Below are 22,057 nucleotides of genomic sequence, written 5' to 3'. Positions count from 1 at the left end.
AAAGAGAAAAATCAAACATCAAACCGCCTTCATCCTTTCCATTAAATGTTCTGCCAGGCGTATGCTGAGCGCTGTTACCGTAAGCGTTGGGTTCGGCGCAGCAGCCGTTGCGTAGCAAGCTGCCCCTGCCACGTATAGGTTGGCAATGCCGTGCACTTTACAATGCTTATCAACCACGCCTTTTTTGGGGTCATCTGCCATGCGGGTGGTGCCCATGTGGTGCCAGCCACCGCCGGTGAAGGCAGGCCAGCTACTGTCATTCTCATCGCGCAGGTATTCCATCAGCTTAACACGGCCTGCGTTGCTTATACCCACCTGCTCGCCAATTATCTGGTATATCTTACGCAGGCTGTGCTTTTCAAGATCGGTAAACTCCCAGTGCAGGTTAGCACGAGGAACGCCTAAAGCATCTTTCTCCTTATCCAGCGTTACTCGGCTGTTTGGGTTGGGCGCTTGTTCTATCCGCGTAAACAACTCAAACGAATTGTATGATTTTAATTTAGGCCCCTCTTTGAGTGCTTTTTTAGCGCCACTCATCAGGGCGTTGGTTTTAGCCGTATCTGCCGTCCAGGTCTCTATCATGGGTTTCCAGTTTTTGGCCACTGCCAGCGGGTTTAATGATGCTGTTCCGTTTAGGATCTTGTGCTTACGCTGCATCTCCTCACTTATGGCCAGTTCGGCGCGGGCTTTTACGCCCCACTCCCACTGGTATAGCTTCATCAAGTCTGGCTTGGGCAGCCACATCTCGGCAGATTTTATCTCAATATGCTCCATAAAATAACGGCCCACATTATCATTCTGGTTACCCAGGCCATTTGGTGCCTGTTTGTTTGATGCCAGCAACATGCGGGCGTTTTGGATAGAGCAGCAGGCCAGTACAAAATGCTTTGCCCGCACGGTGTGTTGTTTGCCCGCAAGGTTCTTTACGGTTACTTCTTTTACGTTTGAGGCAGCCTCATTAGCCGTAATATCTGTAACGTTGGCATAGGTGTACAAATGAACATTCGGCGCCTTTACAATGGTGGCTTTATATTTTTCGCCGAAGCGGGTTGGCTTGCTAAACTGCCACATTTTATTGAACACTGCCTTATCATCCAGCGGCAGCGGGATGCGTTCAGGATCTTGCTTTTGCCAGTACTCCAGGCTATAATCGTACGGACCAAGATCAAGGTTCTTTTGCGCGCGGGCGTAGTATGGATCAAGGTCTTCGCGGGTGATAGGCCATCCGCTATGCGGGATCCAGTCGCGCTGTTTAAAATCTATGGGATCAAAGGGCGAGCAGAAACCGGCCCAATGCCCTGTTGTACCGCCAAAATAATGCAACCTTGCCGACTGCAGCGGGAAATATTTTTGCCCGGTAGTTTTGCCTTTGTACAGGTCCTGCATTTCGGCCTCATACTCAAAACCGCCGCCCTCAAGCAATATCACTTTAAAGGGCGTACCAATCATCTCCAAAGCCATGCTGATGCCTGCCGCGCCGGCACCAATTATACATATATCGCCCTCTATGAGGCTGTTATTGTCGATCTTTCTTGCGTCAGTATGCATAAGGTTCAGGCTTTTAGGAGTGAATAAAGAGCACACTGGCGTGCCTCGGTTACAGAAAGGATCCAACCGTTCAACTGAACGATTTTACCTGCGGCAAAATCGGCACTTACCTGTTTATCCAGCGCGCGTTTCAGCTCCACGCTATCGGTATTATCAGGCTTGCCGTTTAGCAATAACATTCGCAACTTTTGCTGGTCGGCTTCTGTTTTTACCTGCTGGCGATAAGCTGTGCCTACTGCCTTTATCTCTTTCTCATCAACCAGTTGCATCAGCAGGTCGGGTTTGCTCAGGGCATCTTCTTCTGATAGTGTGTTGCAGCTTTGCATCATGGGCAACGTTAGCGCCGCCGCTGTAAATGCCGATAAACGTATAAATGAGCGCCTTTCCATAGGCTTAATTTTTTACGGTTTCTTTCTTCATACTTGCCAGGCCTTTCTCTTTAATAAGTTGGGTGTAGTTGGTGAGTATAAACTTCTTGTTCACCATTGCCCTAAACTCCGGCGAGAGCATCATGTTCAACTCGGTTTGGCGGTGCAGGCTGGTGAGCGGTTTACCATCTTTGCCGTTCATCATATCGCTGTTCATATCAAACAGGGCGTTCATCTCGGGCTGCATCAGGCCAACGTGTATCACCACCATATTTGGGCGGGCGGGATTCAGTTTGGTGCTTACATAGTTCAGGAAGGCCGATTTTTTGGTAGCTACCGGCTCGCCCCACATCTCGTGGTAAGTTTCGCCGAAGTAGACTACCTCACTCAAAGTCGAGATAGCTAAATGATATTTGGCGGCGAGTTTTTCGGTAAGGGCACGCAGTTCGGGCGTTGATAGCGCAATGCCCATGTGCGGGTCTATATAATCTATTTTTAAGCCTGATGACTGCGCACGTTCTATCTGCGCCGATAGTTCTTTCTCTACATCTTCCAATTTGTAACCGCTTTTGGCAAAAGCACCGGTCGACTGGTAGAAATAGCCATCCTTAGCTACCAGGCTCGGCACCGCTTCGCGACCGGTGATGGGCCCCCAGCGGTAATTCTTCCACTCAGATGTTAGCGTTAAATGCACGCCTACGCTTATCTGCGGGTTCTTTTTTAATATCTCTACTGCTTCCTGGTACCAGGGGCAGGCAAACTGCACCGAGGCAGAGAAGGGCATTTTGGTATCGGCCATTTTTTGCATGGCCATATTTACGGCATGGCACATGCCAATATCATCCAAACGGAGCATCAGCTTTGGTAATTTTTGCTGCGCAGACGCCGTTTCGGTAATAAATAAAGTAACTAAGCCCAACAGGCAAATGAGTTTTTTCATGGGTGGATAATTATACTTTTAAGAATGCTTTTTTACGATACAGGAAATACAGCAGCGCCCATTTCACCATCACAAAACAGATGGCCATTACCACGATATTCCATGGGTCGCCAACCAGTTGGCCCAGCCAGCCGAAGAAACCATTGGTAGCGTAAGGCCAGTTAATGAATTTGCTGGAGATGTAAATTAAGATAGAGTTCATGCCGATGACCTTGAAGAAAAAGGCCCAGCTTTTATACCCCAGTACATCAATAACATAATAAAACAACGCCAGCAACAACAGGCTTAAACCGCCAACATGCATCACAAACGAGCTTGTCCACAGGTTTTTATTGATTGGAAAATCGAGATTCCAGATCTGGGCGATGATCAAAAATATCACACCTGCCACAGCCAGTATAAACGCTTTACGCCCTTTATGCTGATGGCCTGTTTTTAATAAACTACCTGCCAGTATGCCTAACAAACCGGTGCTGATAGCAGGGATGGTTGAAAACAAACCCTCGGGATCGTGAATTTTGAGGTAGAGTTTACCTGGCAGTATCAGCCTATCCATATATGATGCAAAATTGCCTTCCATGGTAAGGTCGCCGGGGTTAAAGCCAGGTGCAGAAGTGAATTTAAGCAGTAGCCAATAACCGACAATAAAGACCCAGAACCAGGCGAACTGCCATTTGCGATTGGCATACAAATAAATGATATTGGCAAACATGTAAGCTATACCAATGCGGCCCAATACTGAGGCAAAGCGGATCTCCTCATAGGGCTTCAGCTCTTTCAAACTATTATTAACCAACAAGCCTAACAACACCAGTATAGCGGCCCGTTTAATTACCCGTAAAACCAACTGGCCTTTGGTAGCGCCTTTCTCCAGCTCGCGCCCTACCGAGTACGGTGTTGCCACGCCAGCCAGGAACAGGAACAAAGGGAAGATAAGGTCATACACATGAAAACCGTTCCAATCCGGGTGGGTGAACTGGGTGGAAAGTGCCTGCCAGAACGGCGAGCCGGTGACTTTTGCAAGGGTATGGAAAATTTCTTCACCGCCGATGATCCAGAACATATCGAAACCGCGCAGGGCATCTAAGGAATAAAGGCGTTCATAAGTAAAGGGCGAGGTGTTAACATCCGAAGATGCAGGTACATCAGTTTTGGTTGCAGCCATTTGATAATAATGTGGGTTAAAGCCGGTTATAATCCCCGGAGAAATTGGTATAGCTAAATATAAGGTACTTTTTAAATGATTTAAAAAAGTGGTTAAGAAATATTTTTGTTACAAGGAAGCAATGCTTGATTTATTATGAGAAAATCAATTCTTCGTTAGGAAAGGTAGCAAGGTAAATGAAAGTTAGTGGATGTTACTTTCTTTTCTCCCACTGGTCGAAGTTTTCAACTTCGACCTAAAATGGCTCAAGGATTCTCCTTGAGTGTTAAGCTGAAAGCTTAACACATTTTGGGACTAAGTTACGCTGCGCTAAACTTAGACCAGCGATAGATTCAGCAATGCCCTTGCAGCCGCACAGGCCATCATTGTTCTGCCCGCTTTCGCCCAAAGCTTTTTTGCTGACAGAAAAAGACAAAGTAAAAAATGAAAAAGAAACAAACGCACAGACCAAGCGTCACCGAAAAATGCGACATAGCGTAACGTGCGGATAGCACAGGCCTTGCAGCGGCACTAACATTGTAGCTCGTTACCAAGTCGCGAGTTTTCTTTTTGGTACTTTTTCTTTTGCGGAAAAAGAAAAAGTACATCCACTAACAATTCATGTTACTCACTGCCATTCCTAACGAAGAACTAATCTTAAAGAGATAGCCGCGTCGTTATCGCTCCCCGCGATGGAGTAATATACCTCTCACATCTTAAACCCAAAATAGTCTTTGGCATTATGGTAACAAATATCAGCTATCACCTTCCCTGTCCATTCAATATCATTTGGCAATTCGCCGTTCTCGATATCATCACCAAACAGGTTGCACAACAACCTGCGGAAATACTCGTGCCGCGGGAATGACAAGAAACTGCGCGAATCGGTAAGCATGCCAACAAAACGGCTTAGTAAGCCCATGTTTGATAAAGCGTTGATCTGCTTGGTCATGCCGTCTTTTTGATCAAGGAACCACCAGCCCGAGCCAAATTGTACTTTACCGGCAATGGAACCATCGTTAAAGTTACCCGTCATGGCGGCCATTACTTCGTTATCTGCAGGGTTAAGGTTGTAGATGATAGTTTTGGCCAGGCGGTCGTCCTTATCCAAACGGTTAAGGAAACGCGACAATGCGCGGGCCTGGCTAAAATCGCCGATAGAATCAAAGCCTGTATCAGGCCCCAACCTGCTTAGTAAGCGCGAATTGTTATTACGCAAAGCACCTAAGTGGTATTGCTGTACCCAGCCCTTTTCATGATGCCAAAGCGCCAGGTTATACAACATGGCCGATTTAAATTTCACCTTTTCGCCGTTTGTTACCGGCTTTTCTGATCGTATTTTTTCAAATATGGTGCGAATCTCTTCATCCGTGTAGTCCTCGGCATAAATGTGCTCCAAGCCATGATCGGCAACCATGCAGCCGTTGGCAGCAAAGTAGTGGTGCCGGTTTTTCAGCGCGTACAGGTAATCTTCAAAGTTTACAATGGGCGTATTGGCCACCTCTTCCAATTTGGCAATGTAGGCATTAAGTGCAGTTACATCCTCAATGTACATGGCCTTATCCGGCCTAAAGGTGGGAAACATTTTAACTGTGCCGCCATCGCGTTTCAGTTGCTCATGATGCGCCAGATCATCCAGCGGATCATCAGTAGTACAAACAACCTCAACGTTCATCTTTTTCAGGAGTTGTTGCACCGAAAAATCGCGTTGTTGCAGTTTGGCCGATGCATCCTCATAAATATAATCTGCCGTGCCGCCCATCAACCTCGAATCGATACCAAAATACCGGCGAAGCTCGAGGTGTGTCCAATGGTAAAGCGGGTTACGCAGGGTGTAAGGTACGGTTTCGGCCCATTTCTCAAATTTTTCAAAGTCGGGTTTACCGCCGGTGATGTATTCTTCGGCAACGCCGTTGGCACGCATGGCCCGCCATTTATAATGGTCGCCGTTTAGCCAGGCATGCGTAAGGTTATTAAAGTTGATGTTGTTCGCTATCTGGTCTGGCGGCAGATGGCAATGGTAATCTATAATAGGCATGTCTTTCGCGTAATCGTAATACAGGCGGCGGGCCGTATCCGACTGCAGCAGAAAGTCATCATCTAAAAAATTCTTCATACAAGGCTATTGATAAGGCAATGTATTGTATAAAGTCAAAATTCAAAAGTAAAAAGTCAAAAATATAAGCGGGATGGCGTGATTGCCCATATCGCTCGCATAGTTGACTCACCCCGACATCTCCGCCATTCGGCGGATTGTCGACCCTCTCTACGCAAGCGTAAAGAGGGTTTGGCTCATTTTTATATTTCACTTTCTCACCCTCTTTTCGCACAGCGAAGAGAGGGTAGCACACGAAGTGTCGCGGGGTGAGTCATCTCTTACGTCAGCAGATTGCCCTTAAGCCCCCAAATTCTCAAATATCGCCTTCAAAGAAAAATTCGCCCCGCAAACGTGCTCATCGGCAGCGCCGTAATAAATGGTGAGGGTATCGCCATCGTCCTGTAAAACGTGGCCGTTGGTAAACACTACGTGGCCAAAAAATCCGGTTATCTCATAAGGCGCTGTCGGTTCCATAATGGGTTCAACAGAGCGGGCAAGCACTTTAGATGGATCGTTTAGGTCTAACAATACGGCACCCAGGCAATAGCGATGTTCGCGGGTGGCGCCATGGTAAATTTCCAGCCAGCCTTTTTTGGTTTTAATGGGTGCTGCGCCTGCACCAACCCTGCCGCTGTCCCACATACCTTCGCGGGTTTTGAGGATGCATTTGTGATTACCCCAATGCTCCCCATCAGGCGATTCGGCTATCCAGATAAAGTTACCGCCTATGTCCACGCTGCTGGGGCGGTGCAGGGCGTAATATTTGCCGTTTATCTTTTCTTCAAAAATGGCTACGTCCTTATTATGCGGCGGCAGTATCATGCCGTGTTGGGTAAAAGTTTTCCAGTTGGTAGTGGTGCGCATACCTACGCCTACGCCGCTGTCGCTTACTGCCGTAAAGGTGAGATAGAATTTATCTTCCAGTTCGGTTACGCGGCAATCCTCAATACCAAAAGTTTGCAACGGCCCGTTACCGAATAATTTGGGGTATCCCTCGGGTTCATAAAACTTTACGCCATCATCGCTGCAAAGCAAGCGCAGGTGCGATAGCGTAGTGAGGTAATCAACCCCTTTATAGCGCACTACGCGGGCATCGGTGGCTATCAGGTCGGCATCGTTAAGGGCAATTTCCATTATTTTGGTTTCGCCACTTTCGGTCAATATCGGGAATGATACATGGATATCATTCTGTTGCGGGCGCTCGGCCACGCGTACCAGCAGCCAGATTTTTCCCTCATATCTAAAAACGCCCGGGTTTAATAAACAAGCTATCAGCAACCCATCGGCACTTGGCACAAGGTCTTTTGGGGATAGTAACGGGTTTTGCGGAAAACGTTTTGCTATATCTGCCATAATAACTGTTAAACTTAGTTTTTATAACATCTCGCCATTGCAATAGTTTAAAGCGGATGTTATATTTGTTGACAATACCCCATACTCCCTATTGATTTTTACTCCCCGCAAAACGGTGCGCAATTTGATTTTTGCACGCCGATGGAAGGCTATTGAACGCTTAATTCCAATAACCAATATTTAAAGTCCGTAAACTTTAATGTCGCAACCCGTAACCCACACATCGCTGTCGTATACCGTATCAGAGCATTTGCCTATTGCCATTTACCAGTGCGATACTGCAGGCAACATCATTTCATATAACAAAGCAGCCGCTAAACTTTGGGGCGGCGTGCCCGATAAAAATGTGCGTTACACCGGCGCAAAATCTATCCTGAAACCAAACGGTGAACTACTACCCAATAACGAGCACCCTATTGCACGTGCCATAAGCACCGGCCTGCCTGTTGAGGGCGAGGAAATAGTTCTGGTACGCGCCGATGACACCTCGGTAAATGTTTTGGCCTATTGCGTGCCTGTATTTGAAGGTGATATACTTACCGGTGCGGTAAATACCCTTATTGATATTACCGAACAACGCAGCGGCGAACGCAAGCAACGTTTGCTGGCAGCTATCATTCAAAACTCTGAAGATGCTATTGTGAGTAAAACGCTTGACGGCACCATCACTACCTGGAACAAGGGTGCGCAAGAGTTATTTGGCTACACCGAAGAGGAGATGTTAGGCAGGCCCATAACCACGGTTATACCTGTTGAACGCCTTAACGAAGAAACCAGTATCATCAACAAAATAAGTTTGGGCGAAAAGGTGGAACATTTTGTTACCTACCGCCTGCATAAAAGCGGCGAAGAAATACCCGTTTCATTGGCTATTTCGCCTATAAAAGATATTGAAGGCAACATTGTAGGGGCATCAAAAATTGCCCGCGACATAACAAAACAACTGGAAGCCGAGAACGTGCTGCAGCGCTATGCCGAAAACCTGGAAGTGCTGAACAACGTTGGCCGCATTATATCTGAAAACCTTGACGTGCAAGAGATACTGCAAAAAGTGACAGATGCAACAACCACACTTACAGGTGCGGCTTTTGGGGCGTTCTTTTATAACAAGGAAGATGAAAAAGGCGAATCGTACCAGTTATATACCCTGACCGGTGCCCCGCGCGAGGCTTTTGATAAACTGGGGATGCCGCGTAACACCGCCGTATTTAGCCATACATTTGGCGGCCTGGGCGTTGTACGGGTAGATGATATTACCAAAGATGAACGTTATGGCCGCAACCATCCGCATAAAGGTATGCCCGATGGGCATTTGCCTGTAGTAAGCTACCTTGCGGTGCCGGTTATCTCTAAATCGGGCGAAGTAATTGGCGGTTTGTTTTTGGGGCATCCTAAACCGGGCAGGTTTACTAAAGAGCACGAAAACCTGGTAGTGGGCGTAGCGTCACAGGCCAGCATTGCGCTTGATAATGCCAAGCTTTACGAGGAGATCCAAAAGCTGAACTCCAAAAAAGATGAGTTCATTGGTTTGGCCAGCCATGAGTTAAAAACCCCCATGACAAGCCTTAACGGCTACCTGCAGATCATAGACCGCAGCCTGGATGAGAATGACCGTAATAAATCGTTCATCAAAAAAGCGCTTACACAGATCAATAAATTATCCGATCTGATATCAGACCTTTTAGATGTTTCTAAAATTGAAGCAGGCCTGCTCCCGCTCAACTATATAAATTTCGACCTGGCACAAATGGTAGATGAAGTGGTTGAGTTGATGCAGCATTCCACCAAATCGCACAGGATAGTGATATGCGCAAATGAATCAGAATTAAGTATCAGCGCCGATAAACAACGACTGGAACAAGTGATCATTAACCTGCTATCAAACGCTATCAAATACTCACCGGATGCTGATCATGTGAATGTAACTGTATCATCTGATACGGAGAAAGCCGTGGTTGAGATCCAGGATTTCGGCATCGGCATCAACAAAGAACAGCAGAAACGCATTTTTTCGCGTTTTTACCGGGTTGATGATGTGGCCTCGCATATCTCGGGCCTGGGGATAGGCCTGTATATCAGCAACGAGATCATCAACAGGCATAACGGCAAACTTTCTGTTAGCAGTACTGCAGGCAAAGGTTCTGTTTTCAGGGTAGAAGTACCGTTGAATAGTTGATAAATTGATGTCATTTCGAACGATAGAGAGAAATCTTGTTATTCCTGAAGAGTTCGCCTGCAGGGAGTAACAAGATTTCTCCTCGCTGTGCTCGTTCGAAATGACATATCTTTTTACTTTCAAATCAATACTCCCAACTGTCATTTCGAACGATAGTGAGAAATCCTGTTATTCCTGAAGAGTTCGCCTGCAGGGAGTAACAAGATTTCTCCTCGCTATGCTCGTTCGAAACGACATATCTCTTTACTGTCAAAACTATATCCTAAGCTGTCATTTCGAACGTAGTGAGAAATCTTGTTATTCCTTACAAGTTCGCGTGCATGTAATAACAAGATTTCTCCTCGCTATGCTCGTTCGAAATGACATATCTTTTTTAATATGCTGATAGATCTTTATTGAGAAACTTCCAATCCGGATTAGTAGAATTAACCAGCTCAATTTTCTTTTCTCTTCGCCACTTCTTTATTTCCTTTTCGCGTTCAATTGCATGTTCTATGTGTGTAAAATGCTCGTAATGCACAAGATAATAGCAATGATATTTACTTGTAAAAGAATTGTTAGTTCCAACATTTTCTCTGTGTTGCTGTAAACGAACATCTATATCATTAGTTACGCCTATGTACAAAACGTTTTTATCACGATTTGTGAGAATGTAAACGTGATAGTTATGGTTCCACATTTAATAAATATATAAATCCAATCAGTCATTTCGAACGATAGAGAGAAATCCTGTTATCTCTTACAAATTCGACTGCAAGTAATAACAAGATTTATCTTCAATGAGCTTCACTTCGTTCCGGTTCTCCTCGCTACGCTCGTCGAAATAAAATATCTCTTTACTGTCAAAACTATACCTAAGCTGTCATTTCGAACGTAGTGAGAAATCTTGTTATTTCTTACAAGTTCGCCTGCGTGTAATAACAAGGTTTGTCCTCGCTACGCTCGTTCGAAATGACACATCTCTTTACTGTCAAAACAATACCCTAAACTGTCATTTCGAACGACAGTGAGAAATCCTGTTATTCCCTACAAGTTCGCCTGCATGTAATAACAGGATTTATCTTCAATGAGCTTCACTTCGTTCCGGTTCTCCTCGCTATGCTCGTCGAAATGACAAGTTTGTAAATAAAAAAGCGCCCCGAAATTCGGGGCGCTTTTTGTATATATGGATTAACGATCTGCAATTATTTGCCGGTTGTACGCGGTACGGTTGGTGAACCGGTTGGCGTTGTACTTGGCGCGGTTGGCGAAGTAGGCGACATTGGCCTTGGCGTAGCCGGTGTTGTGGTAGGCGTAGTTGTAGGCGATGTGCTTGGTACAGTTGGACTACTTGGTGCAGGCATTGCCGGCGTAGTTGGTGTTGTACTTGGCACTGTAGGTGTTGTTGGCACCGTTGGGTTTGTTGGTGTTGTAGGGTAACTTGGGTTAGTAGGGTTTGTTGGTGTGTTCGGCGTAGTCGGTGTTGTCGGCGACGTCGGGTTGGTTGGTGTTGTTGGCGTATTAGGCACTATTGGAGTAGTACCTTTTTTCGCTTTTTTAGGCACTGTATCCTGATTAGCGGTTAACGCCATTTTATCAAAAGCAGCTTTGCTGATGGTATTGTTAGTGTGGTTTTTAGCCACTGCATAATTTAAACCGATTGCGGCGATCGCCGTCGCCATAATTGCACTTATCTTTTTCATGGTATTTTTTGTTTAGTGGTTTATAAATATTAACTAAAGGGTAACATATACCATGCCAGAGAAGGCGGGTAAGCCAATTAAATAAATAATTTTGTTTGTTTTTAGGTAGCGCCTACGGAGTAAAAAGCCTTAGGTTTTCTATGCTACAAAGCGGTTGTCCCTATATAAAAGAGCATATTTAACGCTTATTGTTATTATGTAAACTTACTGCCTCGTCAGGGGCTACCGCTTTGTAGAAAACATTTAATAGAGTTCTGTTTGCTCCGTGGGAGCTATCCAACAGGCGGACGATCAATTTTCATTGCCGTTGGCTTCAGCCAACGGAATGTCTAAAAGCAGATCTGGCTTTAGCCGAAACTGAACTTGGCTAAAGTCGGAAGCTTTTCTCATTTAAACCGTCAGCTGAAGCTGACGGCAATGAAAGGGCAAGTTTATTTTAATACCACCTTTGTAGCGCCATAACCAAACTTCTCTTTCTGCGCATCCATAAAAGTTTGCACCTTTTGGTTTTTGGCCAACAGCTTGTGCAGCTCGTGGCGCAGTATTCCGTTACCGGTGCCGTGTATAAATGTTATCTCATGCATCTGGTGAACTATGGCTGCTTCAAGGGCTTTCTTAAAGCGGTCAACCTGTATGCTCAGCATCTCGCTGCTGCCCAAAAAATGGTGGTCATCGCGCAGTTTTTCTATATGCAGGTCAATTTCTGATGCCGGCTTTTGTACTTCCTGCTTTTCTTCGGCTAGTTTAAAAAAGCTCTCTTTCAACTTTTCGGCATCTATCACCAGCTCAGGTTCATCCAGGCGGATCATCCAGCCTTGCTGTTTGATGTATGGGATGTTTTTCTTTGCCCCGGCAAAATCTTTGGCTTTAAACTGTTCGCTCACATCCAAAGGAGATAGTGCCGGCTGGTTCTGCTTGGTAAAGTACAGCGCACGGAATATAAACTTAGGCCATATCTGCAGGTCAGATAGTTTAGCCGAGTAGATCTTTGCTACCCCCTGCGGCTCAACCGTACCGGCAAATTCGCCTTTATATGTTTTTTGCTGTTCGCTGCTTAGGGTAAGCATCAATTGATATGAGGTTTCGTTCACCAGGTAAAAATGTACCAACGAATTGGCATGCGCATCGGTCACTACGGCTACGTGTACACCGCTGCTTTTAAATTCACCTGCAGGCGCTTTTACATCCTGTACGATCTCTTCGTTATGGCTATCCTCGCCGCGGCCGTGTACAAAGGTTACTTTGTTGGCCAAAACAGGGATCTCGAAATCATCATCGCCGGTAACGGCTATCATCTGTTCGTCGATTATGCGGGTTACATAACCTTCCATTTTTTCATCAACAAACCGAACAAAATCGCCTAATTTATATTTCATGGTACAAGTATAAGCAGCATTAATGCCTGTTTTATTATTTAACTAAATAAACATGCCTTTGGTTGGTGCTTATTGATACATTTGTTTACCTATTAATTTACAGTAATGACAAACTCCCCTACAACAGACGTAAAGACCCTGAAACGGATCTTTTTGCACAATCTTAACCGTATTTACAACGGTAAATGTTTTTTACGCAACCATGCCGATGGCCTTATTAAACAGGCATCATTTAAAGGCCTTGAGCTGGCATTGGATGAATTTACCACCGGCATAAAACGCCAGATAGCCCGCCTGGAAGAGATCTTCGCACTGGTTGGCGAAACACCATCGCCCGAGGGCTGTAACCCTATACGTAATATTGTTAAAGATGAATTTTGTATCGACGCAGAGCAGGATATCGCAGTTATAAATGATCTTGACCTGATGCTGTACGTGCAGGTACTGGAGCATATTAATATCACCTCGTACCGTATGCTGATAATGTTGGCCAAAGTATTACGCTACAGCGATGTTACCCAGTTGCTTACCGAGAATATTGATGAATCGGCAGATAATGATAAGTTGTTTATGCTGATCGCGAAGGAGTATATCACCAAGGATTGAGCAACCCTGAAAAAAACAAAGCCGGACATAAAAATCCGGCTCTGTATAGTTATTTAATACCCCTACTAAAATAACTTATCACAAAGTAAGGGAATTGACATGGTGCATACAAGCCTGTTGTGTAACAATTCGTTTACCTAAAAGTCCAACCCCAATACTGCGGTATAAATACTACATTTGCTGTTACTGAACCCACTATTTACCAATAAAACAATGTTAAAAAAACTACTTGTTACTGCTTTGTGCAGCACAGCGCTGTTACAATTGCATGCCCAAACGCTTTATCAGCCACGCGATATTAAAAAAGCCTTCGCCAATGGCACCCGCAGTATGGATGGTAAACCCGGCCCTAAATACTGGCAAAACCACGCCCGTTATGATATCAGCATTACCACTGCCCCACCGGCATCATTGGTTAAAGGTGTGGAGACCATCACTTATGTGAACAACAGCCCTGATACGTTGAAGAGGCTGAACATGAAACTGATCCTGAACATTCACCGCCCCGGTGCGGCAAGGATGGGTGGCACCAGCCCCGATTATTTAACCCAAGGTGTACAGATAGATGAGTTTAAAATTAGCGGTCAGGCCCGCCAGTGGAACAATGCTACTGCAGCAGGAACTAACCAGGCGGTAGCTTTGCCAAAACCATTGATGCCCCATGATTCGGTTAAGCTGGATATTACCTGGCACTTTGATGTATCAAAACAAAGCGGCCGCGAGGGGATGATAGATTCAACCAGTTTCTACCTGGCTTACTTTTACCCACGCGTTTCGGTTTATGATGATTACAACGGCTGGGATCGTGTTGAATTTGTGGATGCACAAGAGTTCTATAACGATTTTAACGACTATACCCTAAACGTAACCGTGCCTAAAAACTATGTAGTTTGGGCTACCGGCACGCTGCAAAACTCAGCCAAGGTTTTACAGAAAGAAGCTAATGACCGCCTGCAAAAGTCTTTTACCAGCGATAGCACCATCCACGTTGCTACTGCCGAAGAAATGGCTGCAGGCAAAGTAACTGCCCAAAATGCCACCAACACCTGGACATGGACTGCCGACAACATCAGCGACGTAGCCGTAGGTATCAGCAACCATTATATATGGGATGCAGGTAGTGTTATTGTAGATAAATCAACCGGTCGCCGCTCAAGCATGCAGGCTGCATATTCGGTTCAGGGTACCGATTTTAAACAATCTGTACAATACGGCCGTAATGCATTAGGCTGGTTTAGCCACAACTGGCCTGGTGTGCCCTATCCGTTCCCTAAAATGACGGCTTTCCAGGGCTTTGCCGATATGGAGTACCCAATGATGGTGAACGACAGCCAGATGGGCGACCCGGGCTTTGCGCAACTGGTGCAAGACCATGAAATAGCACACACCTGGTTCCCTTTCTATATGGGTATCAACGAAACCCGCTATGCATTTATGGACGAAGGCTGGGCAACTACTTTAGAATACCTGATAGGTATTGAAGAAAAAGGTAAAGAGAAGGCTGATGCTTTCTACAAACAATTCCGTATCAACGGCTGGATCAACAACCGATCAAGCAACCAGGATATCCCTACCATTACCCAAACCAGCGAACTTACCACCGGCTATGGTAACAATGCTTATGGCAAACCATCATTAAGCTACCTTGCCCTTAAGGATATGCTTGGCGATGAGTTGTTCAAGAAAGCACTGCATGGCTACATGGACAGATGGCATGGTAAACACCCCATCCCATGGGATTACTTTAACTCGATGAGCAATGTATCGGGCCGTAACCTCAACTGGTTCTTTAACAACTGGTTCTTCACCAACGGCTATGATGACCTTGCTGTTAAAAACGTAGTGACAGGCAAAGATGGTTATACATTTACTGTTGCCAATGTGGGCGGTTTCGCTATTCCGTTTGACGTAGTAGTTGAATATGCCGACGGCACTAAGAAAACCATCCACCAAACCCCTGCCGTTTGGGAGAAAAACCAGAAAGAAACCCTGGTAACCTTTAAAAACGAACGCGGCAAAAGCCTCAAATCTATCACGCTGGATAACGGTATCTTTATGGATGCGACCCCTGCTGATAACGTTTGGACGCCAAAGAAATAATTAATAATTGATATTACAGCAAAGCCCTCAAATGAGGGCTTTGCTGTTTTAAGCCCCCTATCCAACACGTCATTGCGAGGTACGAAGCAATCTCTTTAAGAGTAGTTCTTCGTTAGTAATGGCTTGAGCAGTATGAGCCGTCAGTGGATGTCACTTTCTTTTTCCGCAAAAGAAAGTAACCAAAGAAAATTCGCGACTTGGTAACGCGCTACATCGGTTGTGCTTTAGCAGAGCCTGTGCTATCCGCACGTTACACTATGTCGCATTGTTCGATAGCGTTCTGTCAGTGCTTCTCATTTTTATCTCTCTCCTGTCAGCAAAAAAGCTTCGTGCGAAAGCGGGCAGAACAATGGTGGTTGTGCGGTAGCAGGGGCATTGCGGAATCTATTACAGAAGTGATGGCCAAAGAGCGGCAGAGTAAGAGATTTCCAGCCCGTGGTTCTGACAGCTTTGCAGGGTAAAGGCCTTGTGCGTAGAGAAGCCTCTTTGCAGACTTGATTTTTTGCTACTTTTTTATCAAGCAAAAAGTAGTAGCCCCTGCGGCAATGAGCAGACTGACGTAAGAAAACCGCATGCACCCACAATATTTCTTATTTTTATCTATATTAAAGACAATTAAAATGACAAACTGCGTTTACACTGACTTTTGTAACAACATCCTTTCTGAACAGCAAATTCGTGATTTAAACGACTATTGGAAACACATATACGAAGACGGCGAATTGAAAATCACAGAATTTTGGTCATATAATTGGATGAAGAAAAAAGTTGTTCCTGGCGGCGGACTTTACTTTGTGCCTGAAAAAGAAGATTATAAAGATGTGATAGAATCCTTTGCAAAGGCCGACGGGCGATGGACCATTTATTACAACAAAAAGGCTAACACTCAAGGCGACGCACTTTGGGAATATCAAATTATTTATAGGGGCACTTCCGAAAACTTAGGAAAAATAGTATTTGACAGCCAAAAGCGAGAAATTGCAGAGACTGTATTTTCAGAATTAAGAAATCGTTATGACAGAAATTTAAAAAAGTTCTACGGTGACCCTAAGATTTTCTCACCAGCCTATTACGGGGCACCAACTTTCACGTTTTTCTATGACGAAGTAACTGGAAAACCTACTAAGGCTTGGTGCGAATACGGTTCTGAAGCAGATAATGAATATAGCATAAATCAGTTTTTTAAAAACGAGAATATAATGTCGGTTTTCTCCTGGAGCGAACACCCATATTATCACAGCTTCTATCCAATATTGACATAAATAGCCCTTCAAAAAATATTTGCACTTTTACGGTGATATATCCCTTACTAACCACACATCATTATAAAAGCAAGGATATGACAAGCAAAGCAGATCGCGAGGCGGTATTAACGGAGCTTTACAAAAGTATGTTCCCGGTGGTGGCTAAATATGTGGCTAAAATGGGGGGCTCTTTTGATGATGCTAAGGATGTTTTTCATGATGCATTGATTATCTACTACGAAAAAGTGGTAACAGGAGGCCTGTCGGTTGCAAACGATAAGGCTTACATTACCGGCATTGCTAAGCATTTGTGGTTTAAAAAGTTCAATCAGGCTATCAGCACAAAACCAATGGACGATATCCATTTCGATATTGCCGACGAGCCTGCCGAACATCCATCCACCAACAGAATACTTCAATACCTGCAAACCGCGGGCAAGCGCTGTATGGACCTGCTGAGTGCTTTTTATTACGATAAGCTATCGATGAAAGAAGCTGGCGATAAATTTGGCTATGCTGGCGAACGCTCGGTAACCGTGCAGAAATACAAATGCCTGGAGAAAGTTAGGGAAACAGTAAAACAACAATCACTGGAATATGCGGACTTCATTGAATAACATCAAACTAACGGATGATTATATGAATGGCCTGCTCCCCACCGGCGATGCGCTGGTGTTTGAGGCACGCCTTATCCTCAACCCTGCGTTACAGGAAGAAGTTCTTCTGCATAAACAAACCCTTGCCCTGGTAAAGCAATATGGCCGTGAGGCGTTGCGAAAGGACATCGAGGATATCCATCAGCAGTTGTTTAGCCATCCACAGCACCGCAGCTTTAAAGACAGCATCCTGCGCTTTTTTAAACATTAACCCTTAAATTTTATTGAGATGAACACTAATGAGTTCCGCAAGTATGCGGTGAGGCACCGCCATGTCCAAAGTTTACACGTTGATAGGTTTATAGCACGCGTAAATAACGCCAACATCACTGCATCCCTTACCCCCGCCATTATGGAAGAACGCCAGATGAACATCACCCAGATGGATGTTTTCTCGCGCCTGATGATGGACCGCATCATTTTCCTCGGCACGGCTATTGATGATCAGGTGGCCAACATTATCCAGGCACAACTGCTCTTTCTGCAATCGGCAGATGCCAAACGCGATATCCAGATCTATATCAACTCGCCGGGTGGTTCGGTGTATGCGGGTTTCGGTATTTATGATACCATGCAGTTCATCAACCCCGATGTAGCAACTATTTGCACGGGCATGGCCGCATCTATGGCGGCAGTGATACTGTGTGCCGGTGCAGCGGGCAAACGCGCTGCTCTGCCCCATTCAAGGGTGATGCTACACCAGCCATCGGGCGGCGCGCAGGGTACGGCATCAGATGTGGAGATAGCCGCCAGGCAGATCGCCATCATCAAACAACAACTCTACGAAACCATTGCCAAACACAGCGGCCAAACTTACGAACGCGTGCACCAGGTATCAGACCGCGACCACTGGATGATAGGCGCCGAAGCCAAAGAGTTTGGGATTGTTGATGAAGTGTTGGGGCGGGAAGAGTATTAAGTCCATAACAAACCATGTCATTTCGAGCGAGCAGAAGAGCGGGCTTGTGCGCGTGGGCGACGAGAAATCTTGTTAGATAAGACAAGCGATGAACTTAGCATTAATATCAGGATTTCTCCTCGCTGTCGCTCGTTCGAAATGACATTATTTTTCCTTAGATCATGGTTCAAAAATATTCCCTAATTTGGAGAACTACATTCTCCGCCAACAATGAAGAAACTACTGACTGCAATTCTACTATTAATCACTACCGCTTTTCACACATCAGCCCAAACAAAAACCGACCTTTCTGCATTGCAACAACGCTTTGTTGATCTTAAGTTTGGCATGTTCATTCACTTTAACATGCCTACTTATTGGGATGCCGACTGGCCTGATCCGGAAGCTTCGCCGTCGTTATTCAACCCTAAAAAATTAAACGCCGACCAGTGGGCCAAAGCCGCCAAAAGCGCCAACATGACCTATGGTTGCTTAACCACCAAACACCACAGCGGTTTCTGTATCTGGGATACCAAAACAACAGATTATAACGTAATGAACAGCCCGTTGAAGCGGGATGTGGTGAAAGAATATGTGGATGCCTTCCGCAAGAATGGCTTAAAGGTTATGCTGTATTATTCCATACTGGATACCCACCACCGCCTCCGCCCAAATTCTATCACACCGAAACATTTTGAGATGGTGAAAGCGCAGTTGACCGAGCTATTAACCAAATATGGTAAGATAGAAGCTTTGATAATTGATGGCTGGGATGCACCATGGAGCCGCATTAGTTATGACGATATTCCGTTTGAGGATGTGTATCGACTGGTAAAATCTATCCAGCCCGATTGTGTGTTGATGGATCTGAACGGCGCCAAATACCCTGCCGAGGGTTTGTTCTACAGTGATATTAAGACCTATGAAATGGGTGCCGGCCAGCGTTTGGATAAAGGCAATAACATTATGCCGTCGCTGGCTTGTTTGCCGCTGCAATCGAGCTGGTTTTGGAAAACCAATTTCCCTACAACCGCTGTAAAAGAGCCTGCCAAAATGGTGAACGAGCTAACTACGCTGAACAATGCCGGCTGTAATTACATCCTTAACGTAGCGCCAAACCGCGATGGCTTATTTGACGATAATGCCATTGCTGCCCTCAAAGAGATCGGTAAGCAATGGAAAGGCGACGCTGCTGCCCCTAAACTTGCCCCTACCGGCGAGCCTATCATCTCTACCAACCTGGCTAAACACAAACCCACCAACAGCAGTTGGAGCGAGGATATGAACATCATGGACTTTGCTAACGATGATGATTTCACTACCTCGTGGACATCAAGTAATACCGTTAAAACCCCATGGTTGGAAGTTGACCTGGGCCGCGATACGCAATTTAATACCATTGCCTTGACCGAGCCAAAAAGCAACATTAGTAACTACCATATCGAGTACCTGCAAAACGGCACCTGGAAACCGCTGGTAACCGGCGATGTTGCCAAGCGCGTAAAGGTTCATCGTTTTAATACCGTGTGGGGTAACAAAGTGCGCATAACTATCGATAAAGCTGAAAGCCAGGTTAATATAGCCGAGCTTGGTATTTATAATGAGAAAAAGTAATGCGCGAATTATAGAAGGAGTGAATTAGTGAATGATGGAATGAATGAGGACTGAATTAAGAGTTTCCCATTCACTAATTATCCTACTCATTCACTAATTCACTCATTCTATCCATCACTAATTAAATTTAGCGTAACATTTACATTATTCTTACCTGCAGGTAAAACCATGCGGGTAGCTTTGCCGTTACTACCGCATTAGATACTGCACATGTCAACGGCCCTTACATCTATCCGTATTTTCTTAAGCTCTCTTTTATTGCTCTGCTTTAGCAGCATGGGGGTTAAAGCCTATTCGGTTTTAGCGCATGAGGCCATTATTGATGCATCATGGAAACCCGTGATGCTGCCTATGCTTATAGAAAAATATCCTAACGCCACTCCACAAGATCTGGTAATGGCCCACTCCTACGCCTACGGCGGCAGCATTGTGGCCGATATGGGTTATATGCCTTTTGGCAATGGCTTTTTTACCGACTTGCTGCATTATGTACGTAGTGGCGATTTTATTACCAACTTGTTAGCCGACGCACAAAACCTTAACGAGTACGCTTTTGCTTTGGGTGCGCTATCGCATTACATGGCCGATAAATACGGGCACTCCATGTCGACCAATTTGAACGTGCCCATCATTTACCCCGATCTGCAGAAGAAGTTTGGTGATGTGGTTACTTACGAGGAAAATCACATGTCGCACAGCAGGATGGAGTTTGCTTATGATGTGTTGCAAATAGGCCAGCATGGCTATACATCAGAGGGTTACCATGATTTTATTGGTTTTAACATAGCAGTACCTGTTCTGGAACGTGCTTTCTTTAAAACTTACGGTCGTAACCTGAATACTATTTTCAGCAACATTAATGCTGATATCAACACCATGCGTTGGGGCGTACGCAATCTTTTCCCTAAGCTAACCAAGGCAGCTTACGAAGGCAACAAAACCGAGATAGAGAAACTTAACCCCGGTATTACGGCCAAAAAGTTTCAGTATAAGATGAGCAAACGTGCTTTTAACCTCGAGTTTGGCAAAAAACGCAAAGAGCCAAAATTTTGGGCCAAAGCCGCTGTGTTTATGATAGGGATACTGCCGAAAATAGGCCCGCTGAAAGCATTAAAATTTAAATCGCCGGGCGAGGAAGGGCAGAAACTGTTTGCCCAAAGCTTTGAGGCTATTCTGGAGAACTACAAAATTGCACTTAACCAGGTGCACGATAATACCCTTATACTGCCCGATATTAACTTTGATACCGGCGAACCTACTCTATTGGGCCAATACCGCCTCGCTGATCATACCTACTCTAAACTGCTGGAGAAACTGCAGGAACAGGGCTACAAGAACGTATCGCCCGAGTTACAGAAAAACATTGTGGAATATTACGCTAAAGCGGATACTTCAAAAATAAACAGCCTCAGCAAAAGCGATAAAAAGAAATGGGATATCACCGCATCAAGGGTTTTAGAATTAACCAATTTTAAGCCTGCCAGTGCCGACTCTACCCAGACCCTGGCTACTAAAAATTAATATCAAAGGCTTTTAGCCACCACTCTCCTACCGCTGCTACTGATGCCATGTAACCGTCAGCAACGAAAAAACTTTGCTGGTTCCAGTCTTTATGTGCTCCGTATAGATTTGCTTTTAACTCATGCTCCCCATCAAGCGATGGTGTATCACGCAGATGCTCACCTAAACCCTGGCCTGTCGCTTTCAGGAAAGCTTCTTTGCGTGTCCACAATTTATAAAAGAGGTTGGTTTTATCGAGTGATTTTATGTAAGCGATCTCATTAGCAGAGAAATGCTCCGGCAGGATATCATCGAAAGGAAAAACGGAGTCAATAAATTCCACATCAGCACCCACGGGATCTTGCGAAACGGCCAGCATTATCCAATTGCCCGAGTGGGAAACATTATAATGCAGCTCCATGCCATCACCGGCAGGCAGATAAGGTTTCTTGTTATCGCCTAAAACGAAGTTCAACCGTGCAGGCTCCTGATTCAGATATTTTCCGAGGACGATGCGCTGCAAGCCCCTGCCTACCACAAAACGCTGCCGGTCTTTCAGCTGATGATATTTATCACCACGGCTTATTTCTTCGGGCGTAAGCAGTTTTCGCAGATCATCTAAACGATAAATATTAGCCGAAATTTGGATGCGCCAAACATGCACCTCATCCTGTTGGGGCAAAGCTAATTCTCCTGCAGTAGTCTCCCAGTTTACGTTATTGATGAACCGATTGGTAAGCGTACCCAAAGTATT

At 45.2% G+C, this 22,057-nt stretch carries 19 protein-coding genes; 9 read left to right on the top strand and 10 right to left on the bottom strand.

Annotation, left to right across the window (positions count from 1 at the left end):
* Positions 1 to 18 precede the first annotated feature (18 nt).
* The 6 genes from D0C36_RS17370 to D0C36_RS17345 all read right to left on the bottom strand — a co-directional run bounded on the left by D0C36_RS17370 (position 19) and on the right by D0C36_RS17345 (position 7,451).
* Positions 19 to 1,548, bottom strand: coding sequence for an FAD-dependent oxidoreductase (locus D0C36_RS17370; RefSeq protein WP_117392937.1), 1,530 nt, complete (start codon positions 1,546 to 1,548; stop codon positions 19 to 21).
* 5 nt (positions 1,549 to 1,553) lie between these two features.
* A complete protein-coding gene (locus D0C36_RS17365) occupies positions 1,554 to 1,937 on the bottom strand; it encodes a hypothetical protein (protein ID WP_117392936.1) in 384 nt (127 codons plus the stop codon).
* Between the two features lie 4 nt (positions 1,938 to 1,941).
* On the bottom strand, positions 1,942 to 2,856 hold the full coding sequence (locus tag D0C36_RS17360; protein WP_117392935.1) for a ChbG/HpnK family deacetylase: 915 nt from the start codon (positions 2,854 to 2,856) through the stop codon (positions 1,942 to 1,944).
* Between the two features lie 10 nt (positions 2,857 to 2,866).
* Positions 2,867 to 4,021 carry an acyltransferase family protein gene (locus D0C36_RS17355; protein WP_117392934.1) on the bottom strand — a complete coding sequence of 385 codons (1,155 nt, stop codon included), beginning with the start codon at positions 4,019 to 4,021 and terminating at the stop codon, positions 2,867 to 2,869.
* Between the two features lie 688 nt (positions 4,022 to 4,709).
* On the bottom strand, positions 4,710 to 6,116 hold the full coding sequence (gene uxaC / locus D0C36_RS17350; RefSeq protein ID WP_117392933.1) for a glucuronate isomerase: 1,407 nt from the start codon (positions 6,114 to 6,116) through the stop codon (positions 4,710 to 4,712).
* 279 nt (positions 6,117 to 6,395) lie between these two features.
* Positions 6,396 to 7,451: a glycoside hydrolase family 130 protein gene (locus tag D0C36_RS17345; RefSeq protein WP_117392932.1), complete on the bottom strand. Its 1,056-nt coding sequence runs from the start codon at positions 7,449 to 7,451 to the stop codon at positions 6,396 to 6,398.
* Between the two features lie 199 nt (positions 7,452 to 7,650).
* Between D0C36_RS17345 and D0C36_RS17340 the strand changes: the two genes are divergently transcribed.
* Positions 7,651 to 9,627, top strand: a complete 1,977-nt coding sequence (locus D0C36_RS17340; protein WP_117392931.1) for a PAS domain S-box protein — start codon at positions 7,651 to 7,653, stop codon at positions 9,625 to 9,627.
* Positions 9,628 to 10,000: 373 nt separating this feature from the next.
* On the opposite strand, the gene D0C36_RS17335 is transcribed toward D0C36_RS17340, so the two are convergent.
* The 3 genes from D0C36_RS17335 to D0C36_RS17325 all read right to left on the bottom strand — a co-directional run bounded on the left by D0C36_RS17335 (position 10,001) and on the right by D0C36_RS17325 (position 12,685).
* Positions 10,001 to 10,306, bottom strand: coding sequence for a GIY-YIG nuclease family protein (locus D0C36_RS17335; protein WP_117392930.1), 306 nt, complete (start codon positions 10,304 to 10,306; stop codon positions 10,001 to 10,003).
* A gap of 505 nt (positions 10,307 to 10,811) precedes the next feature.
* Positions 10,812 to 11,309 carry a hypothetical protein gene (locus D0C36_RS24395; protein ID WP_147322032.1) on the bottom strand — a complete coding sequence of 166 codons (498 nt, stop codon included), beginning with the start codon at positions 11,307 to 11,309 and terminating at the stop codon, positions 10,812 to 10,814.
* Between the two features lie 431 nt (positions 11,310 to 11,740).
* On the bottom strand, positions 11,741 to 12,685 hold the full coding sequence (locus D0C36_RS17325) for a Smr/MutS family protein (RefSeq protein WP_117392928.1): 945 nt from the start codon (positions 12,683 to 12,685) through the stop codon (positions 11,741 to 11,743).
* Positions 12,686 to 12,790: 105 nt separating this feature from the next.
* Here D0C36_RS17325 and D0C36_RS17320 point away from each other — a divergent pair, with 105 nt between their 5' ends.
* From D0C36_RS17320 to D0C36_RS17285, 8 genes are all read left to right on the top strand, one after another.
* Positions 12,791 to 13,291, top strand: coding sequence for a DUF892 family protein (locus D0C36_RS17320; RefSeq protein WP_117392927.1), 501 nt, complete (start codon positions 12,791 to 12,793; stop codon positions 13,289 to 13,291).
* A gap of 213 nt (positions 13,292 to 13,504) precedes the next feature.
* On the top strand, positions 13,505 to 15,391 hold the full coding sequence (locus D0C36_RS17315) for a M1 family metallopeptidase (protein WP_117392926.1): 1,887 nt from the start codon (positions 13,505 to 13,507) through the stop codon (positions 15,389 to 15,391).
* A gap of 572 nt (positions 15,392 to 15,963) precedes the next feature.
* On the top strand, positions 15,964 to 16,653 hold the full coding sequence (locus D0C36_RS17310) for a hypothetical protein (protein ID WP_147322031.1): 690 nt from the start codon (positions 15,964 to 15,966) through the stop codon (positions 16,651 to 16,653).
* Positions 16,654 to 16,730: 77 nt separating this feature from the next.
* Positions 16,731 to 17,252 (top strand): RNA polymerase sigma factor, encoded by a 522-nt coding sequence (locus tag D0C36_RS17305; RefSeq protein ID WP_117392924.1) that lies wholly within the window; start codon positions 16,731 to 16,733, stop codon positions 17,250 to 17,252.
* On the top strand, positions 17,233 to 17,502 hold the full coding sequence (locus tag D0C36_RS17300; RefSeq protein WP_199502101.1) for a hypothetical protein: 270 nt from the start codon (positions 17,233 to 17,235) through the stop codon (positions 17,500 to 17,502). Before D0C36_RS17305 ends, D0C36_RS17300 begins: the two co-directional genes overlap by 20 nt.
* A gap of 18 nt (positions 17,503 to 17,520) precedes the next feature.
* A complete protein-coding gene (locus tag D0C36_RS17295) occupies positions 17,521 to 18,210 on the top strand; it encodes a ClpP family protease (RefSeq protein ID WP_394339849.1) in 690 nt (229 codons plus the stop codon).
* A 210-nt stretch (positions 18,211 to 18,420) separates the two neighbouring features.
* Positions 18,421 to 19,803: an alpha-L-fucosidase gene (locus tag D0C36_RS17290; protein WP_117392921.1), complete on the top strand. Its 1,383-nt coding sequence runs from the start codon at positions 18,421 to 18,423 to the stop codon at positions 19,801 to 19,803.
* A gap of 210 nt (positions 19,804 to 20,013) precedes the next feature.
* Positions 20,014 to 21,324 (top strand): zinc dependent phospholipase C family protein, encoded by a 1,311-nt coding sequence (locus tag D0C36_RS17285; RefSeq protein ID WP_117392920.1) that lies wholly within the window; start codon positions 20,014 to 20,016, stop codon positions 21,322 to 21,324.
* On the opposite strand, the gene D0C36_RS17280 is transcribed toward D0C36_RS17285, so the two are convergent.
* Entirely contained in the window at positions 21,314 to 22,051 is a 738-nt protein-coding gene (locus tag D0C36_RS17280; RefSeq protein ID WP_117392919.1) for a 4'-phosphopantetheinyl transferase family protein, read from the bottom strand. The two genes, D0C36_RS17285 and D0C36_RS17280, sit on opposite strands and share 11 nt — an antisense overlap.
* Positions 22,052 to 22,057: the final 6 nt, after the last annotated feature.

It is taken from the genome of Mucilaginibacter conchicola (assembly GCF_003432115.1).
GTDB classification, from domain to species: Bacteria; Bacteroidota; Bacteroidia; order Sphingobacteriales; family Sphingobacteriaceae; genus Mucilaginibacter; species Mucilaginibacter conchicola.
Note: the sequence above shows the minus strand (reverse complement) of the source record. Positions and strands in the feature narration are given on the sequence as shown.

Bases quoted from the DNA above. Each gene is read 5' to 3' on its own strand.
- D0C36_RS17370 (WP_117392937.1), bottom strand. From the start codon at position 1,548: ATGCATACTGACGCAAGAAAGATCGACAATAACAGCCTCATAGAGGGC.
- D0C36_RS17365 (WP_117392936.1), bottom strand. From the start codon at position 1,937: ATGGAAAGGCGCTCATTTATACGTTTATCGGCATTTACAGCGGCGGCG.
- D0C36_RS17360 (WP_117392935.1), bottom strand. From the start codon at position 2,856: ATGAAAAAACTCATTTGCCTGTTGGGCTTAGTTACTTTATTTATTACC.
- D0C36_RS17355 (WP_117392934.1), bottom strand. From the start codon at position 4,021: ATGGCTGCAACCAAAACTGATGTACCTGCATCTTCGGATGTTAACACC.
- uxaC (WP_117392933.1), bottom strand. From the start codon at position 6,116: ATGAAGAATTTTTTAGATGATGACTTTCTGCTGCAGTCGGATACGGCC.
- D0C36_RS17345 (WP_117392932.1), bottom strand. From the start codon at position 7,451: ATGGCAGATATAGCAAAACGTTTTCCGCAAAACCCGTTACTATCCCCA.
- D0C36_RS17340 (WP_117392931.1), top strand. From the start codon at position 7,651: ATGTCGCAACCCGTAACCCACACATCGCTGTCGTATACCGTATCAGAG.
- D0C36_RS17335 (WP_117392930.1), bottom strand. From the start codon at position 10,306: ATGTGGAACCATAACTATCACGTTTACATTCTCACAAATCGTGATAAA.
- D0C36_RS24395 (WP_147322032.1), bottom strand. From the start codon at position 11,309: ATGAAAAAGATAAGTGCAATTATGGCGACGGCGATCGCCGCAATCGGT.
- D0C36_RS17325 (WP_117392928.1), bottom strand. From the start codon at position 12,685: ATGAAATATAAATTAGGCGATTTTGTTCGGTTTGTTGATGAAAAAATG.
- D0C36_RS17320 (WP_117392927.1), top strand. From the start codon at position 12,791: ATGACAAACTCCCCTACAACAGACGTAAAGACCCTGAAACGGATCTTT.
- D0C36_RS17315 (WP_117392926.1), top strand. From the start codon at position 13,505: ATGTTAAAAAAACTACTTGTTACTGCTTTGTGCAGCACAGCGCTGTTA.
- D0C36_RS17310 (WP_147322031.1), top strand. From the start codon at position 15,964: ATGCACCCACAATATTTCTTATTTTTATCTATATTAAAGACAATTAAA.
- D0C36_RS17305 (WP_117392924.1), top strand. From the start codon at position 16,731: ATGACAAGCAAAGCAGATCGCGAGGCGGTATTAACGGAGCTTTACAAA.
- D0C36_RS17300 (WP_199502101.1), top strand. From the start codon at position 17,233: ATGCGGACTTCATTGAATAACATCAAACTAACGGATGATTATATGAAT.
- D0C36_RS17295 (WP_394339849.1), top strand. From the start codon at position 17,521: ATGAACACTAATGAGTTCCGCAAGTATGCGGTGAGGCACCGCCATGTC.
- D0C36_RS17290 (WP_117392921.1), top strand. From the start codon at position 18,421: ATGAAGAAACTACTGACTGCAATTCTACTATTAATCACTACCGCTTTT.
- D0C36_RS17285 (WP_117392920.1), top strand. From the start codon at position 20,014: ATGTCAACGGCCCTTACATCTATCCGTATTTTCTTAAGCTCTCTTTTA.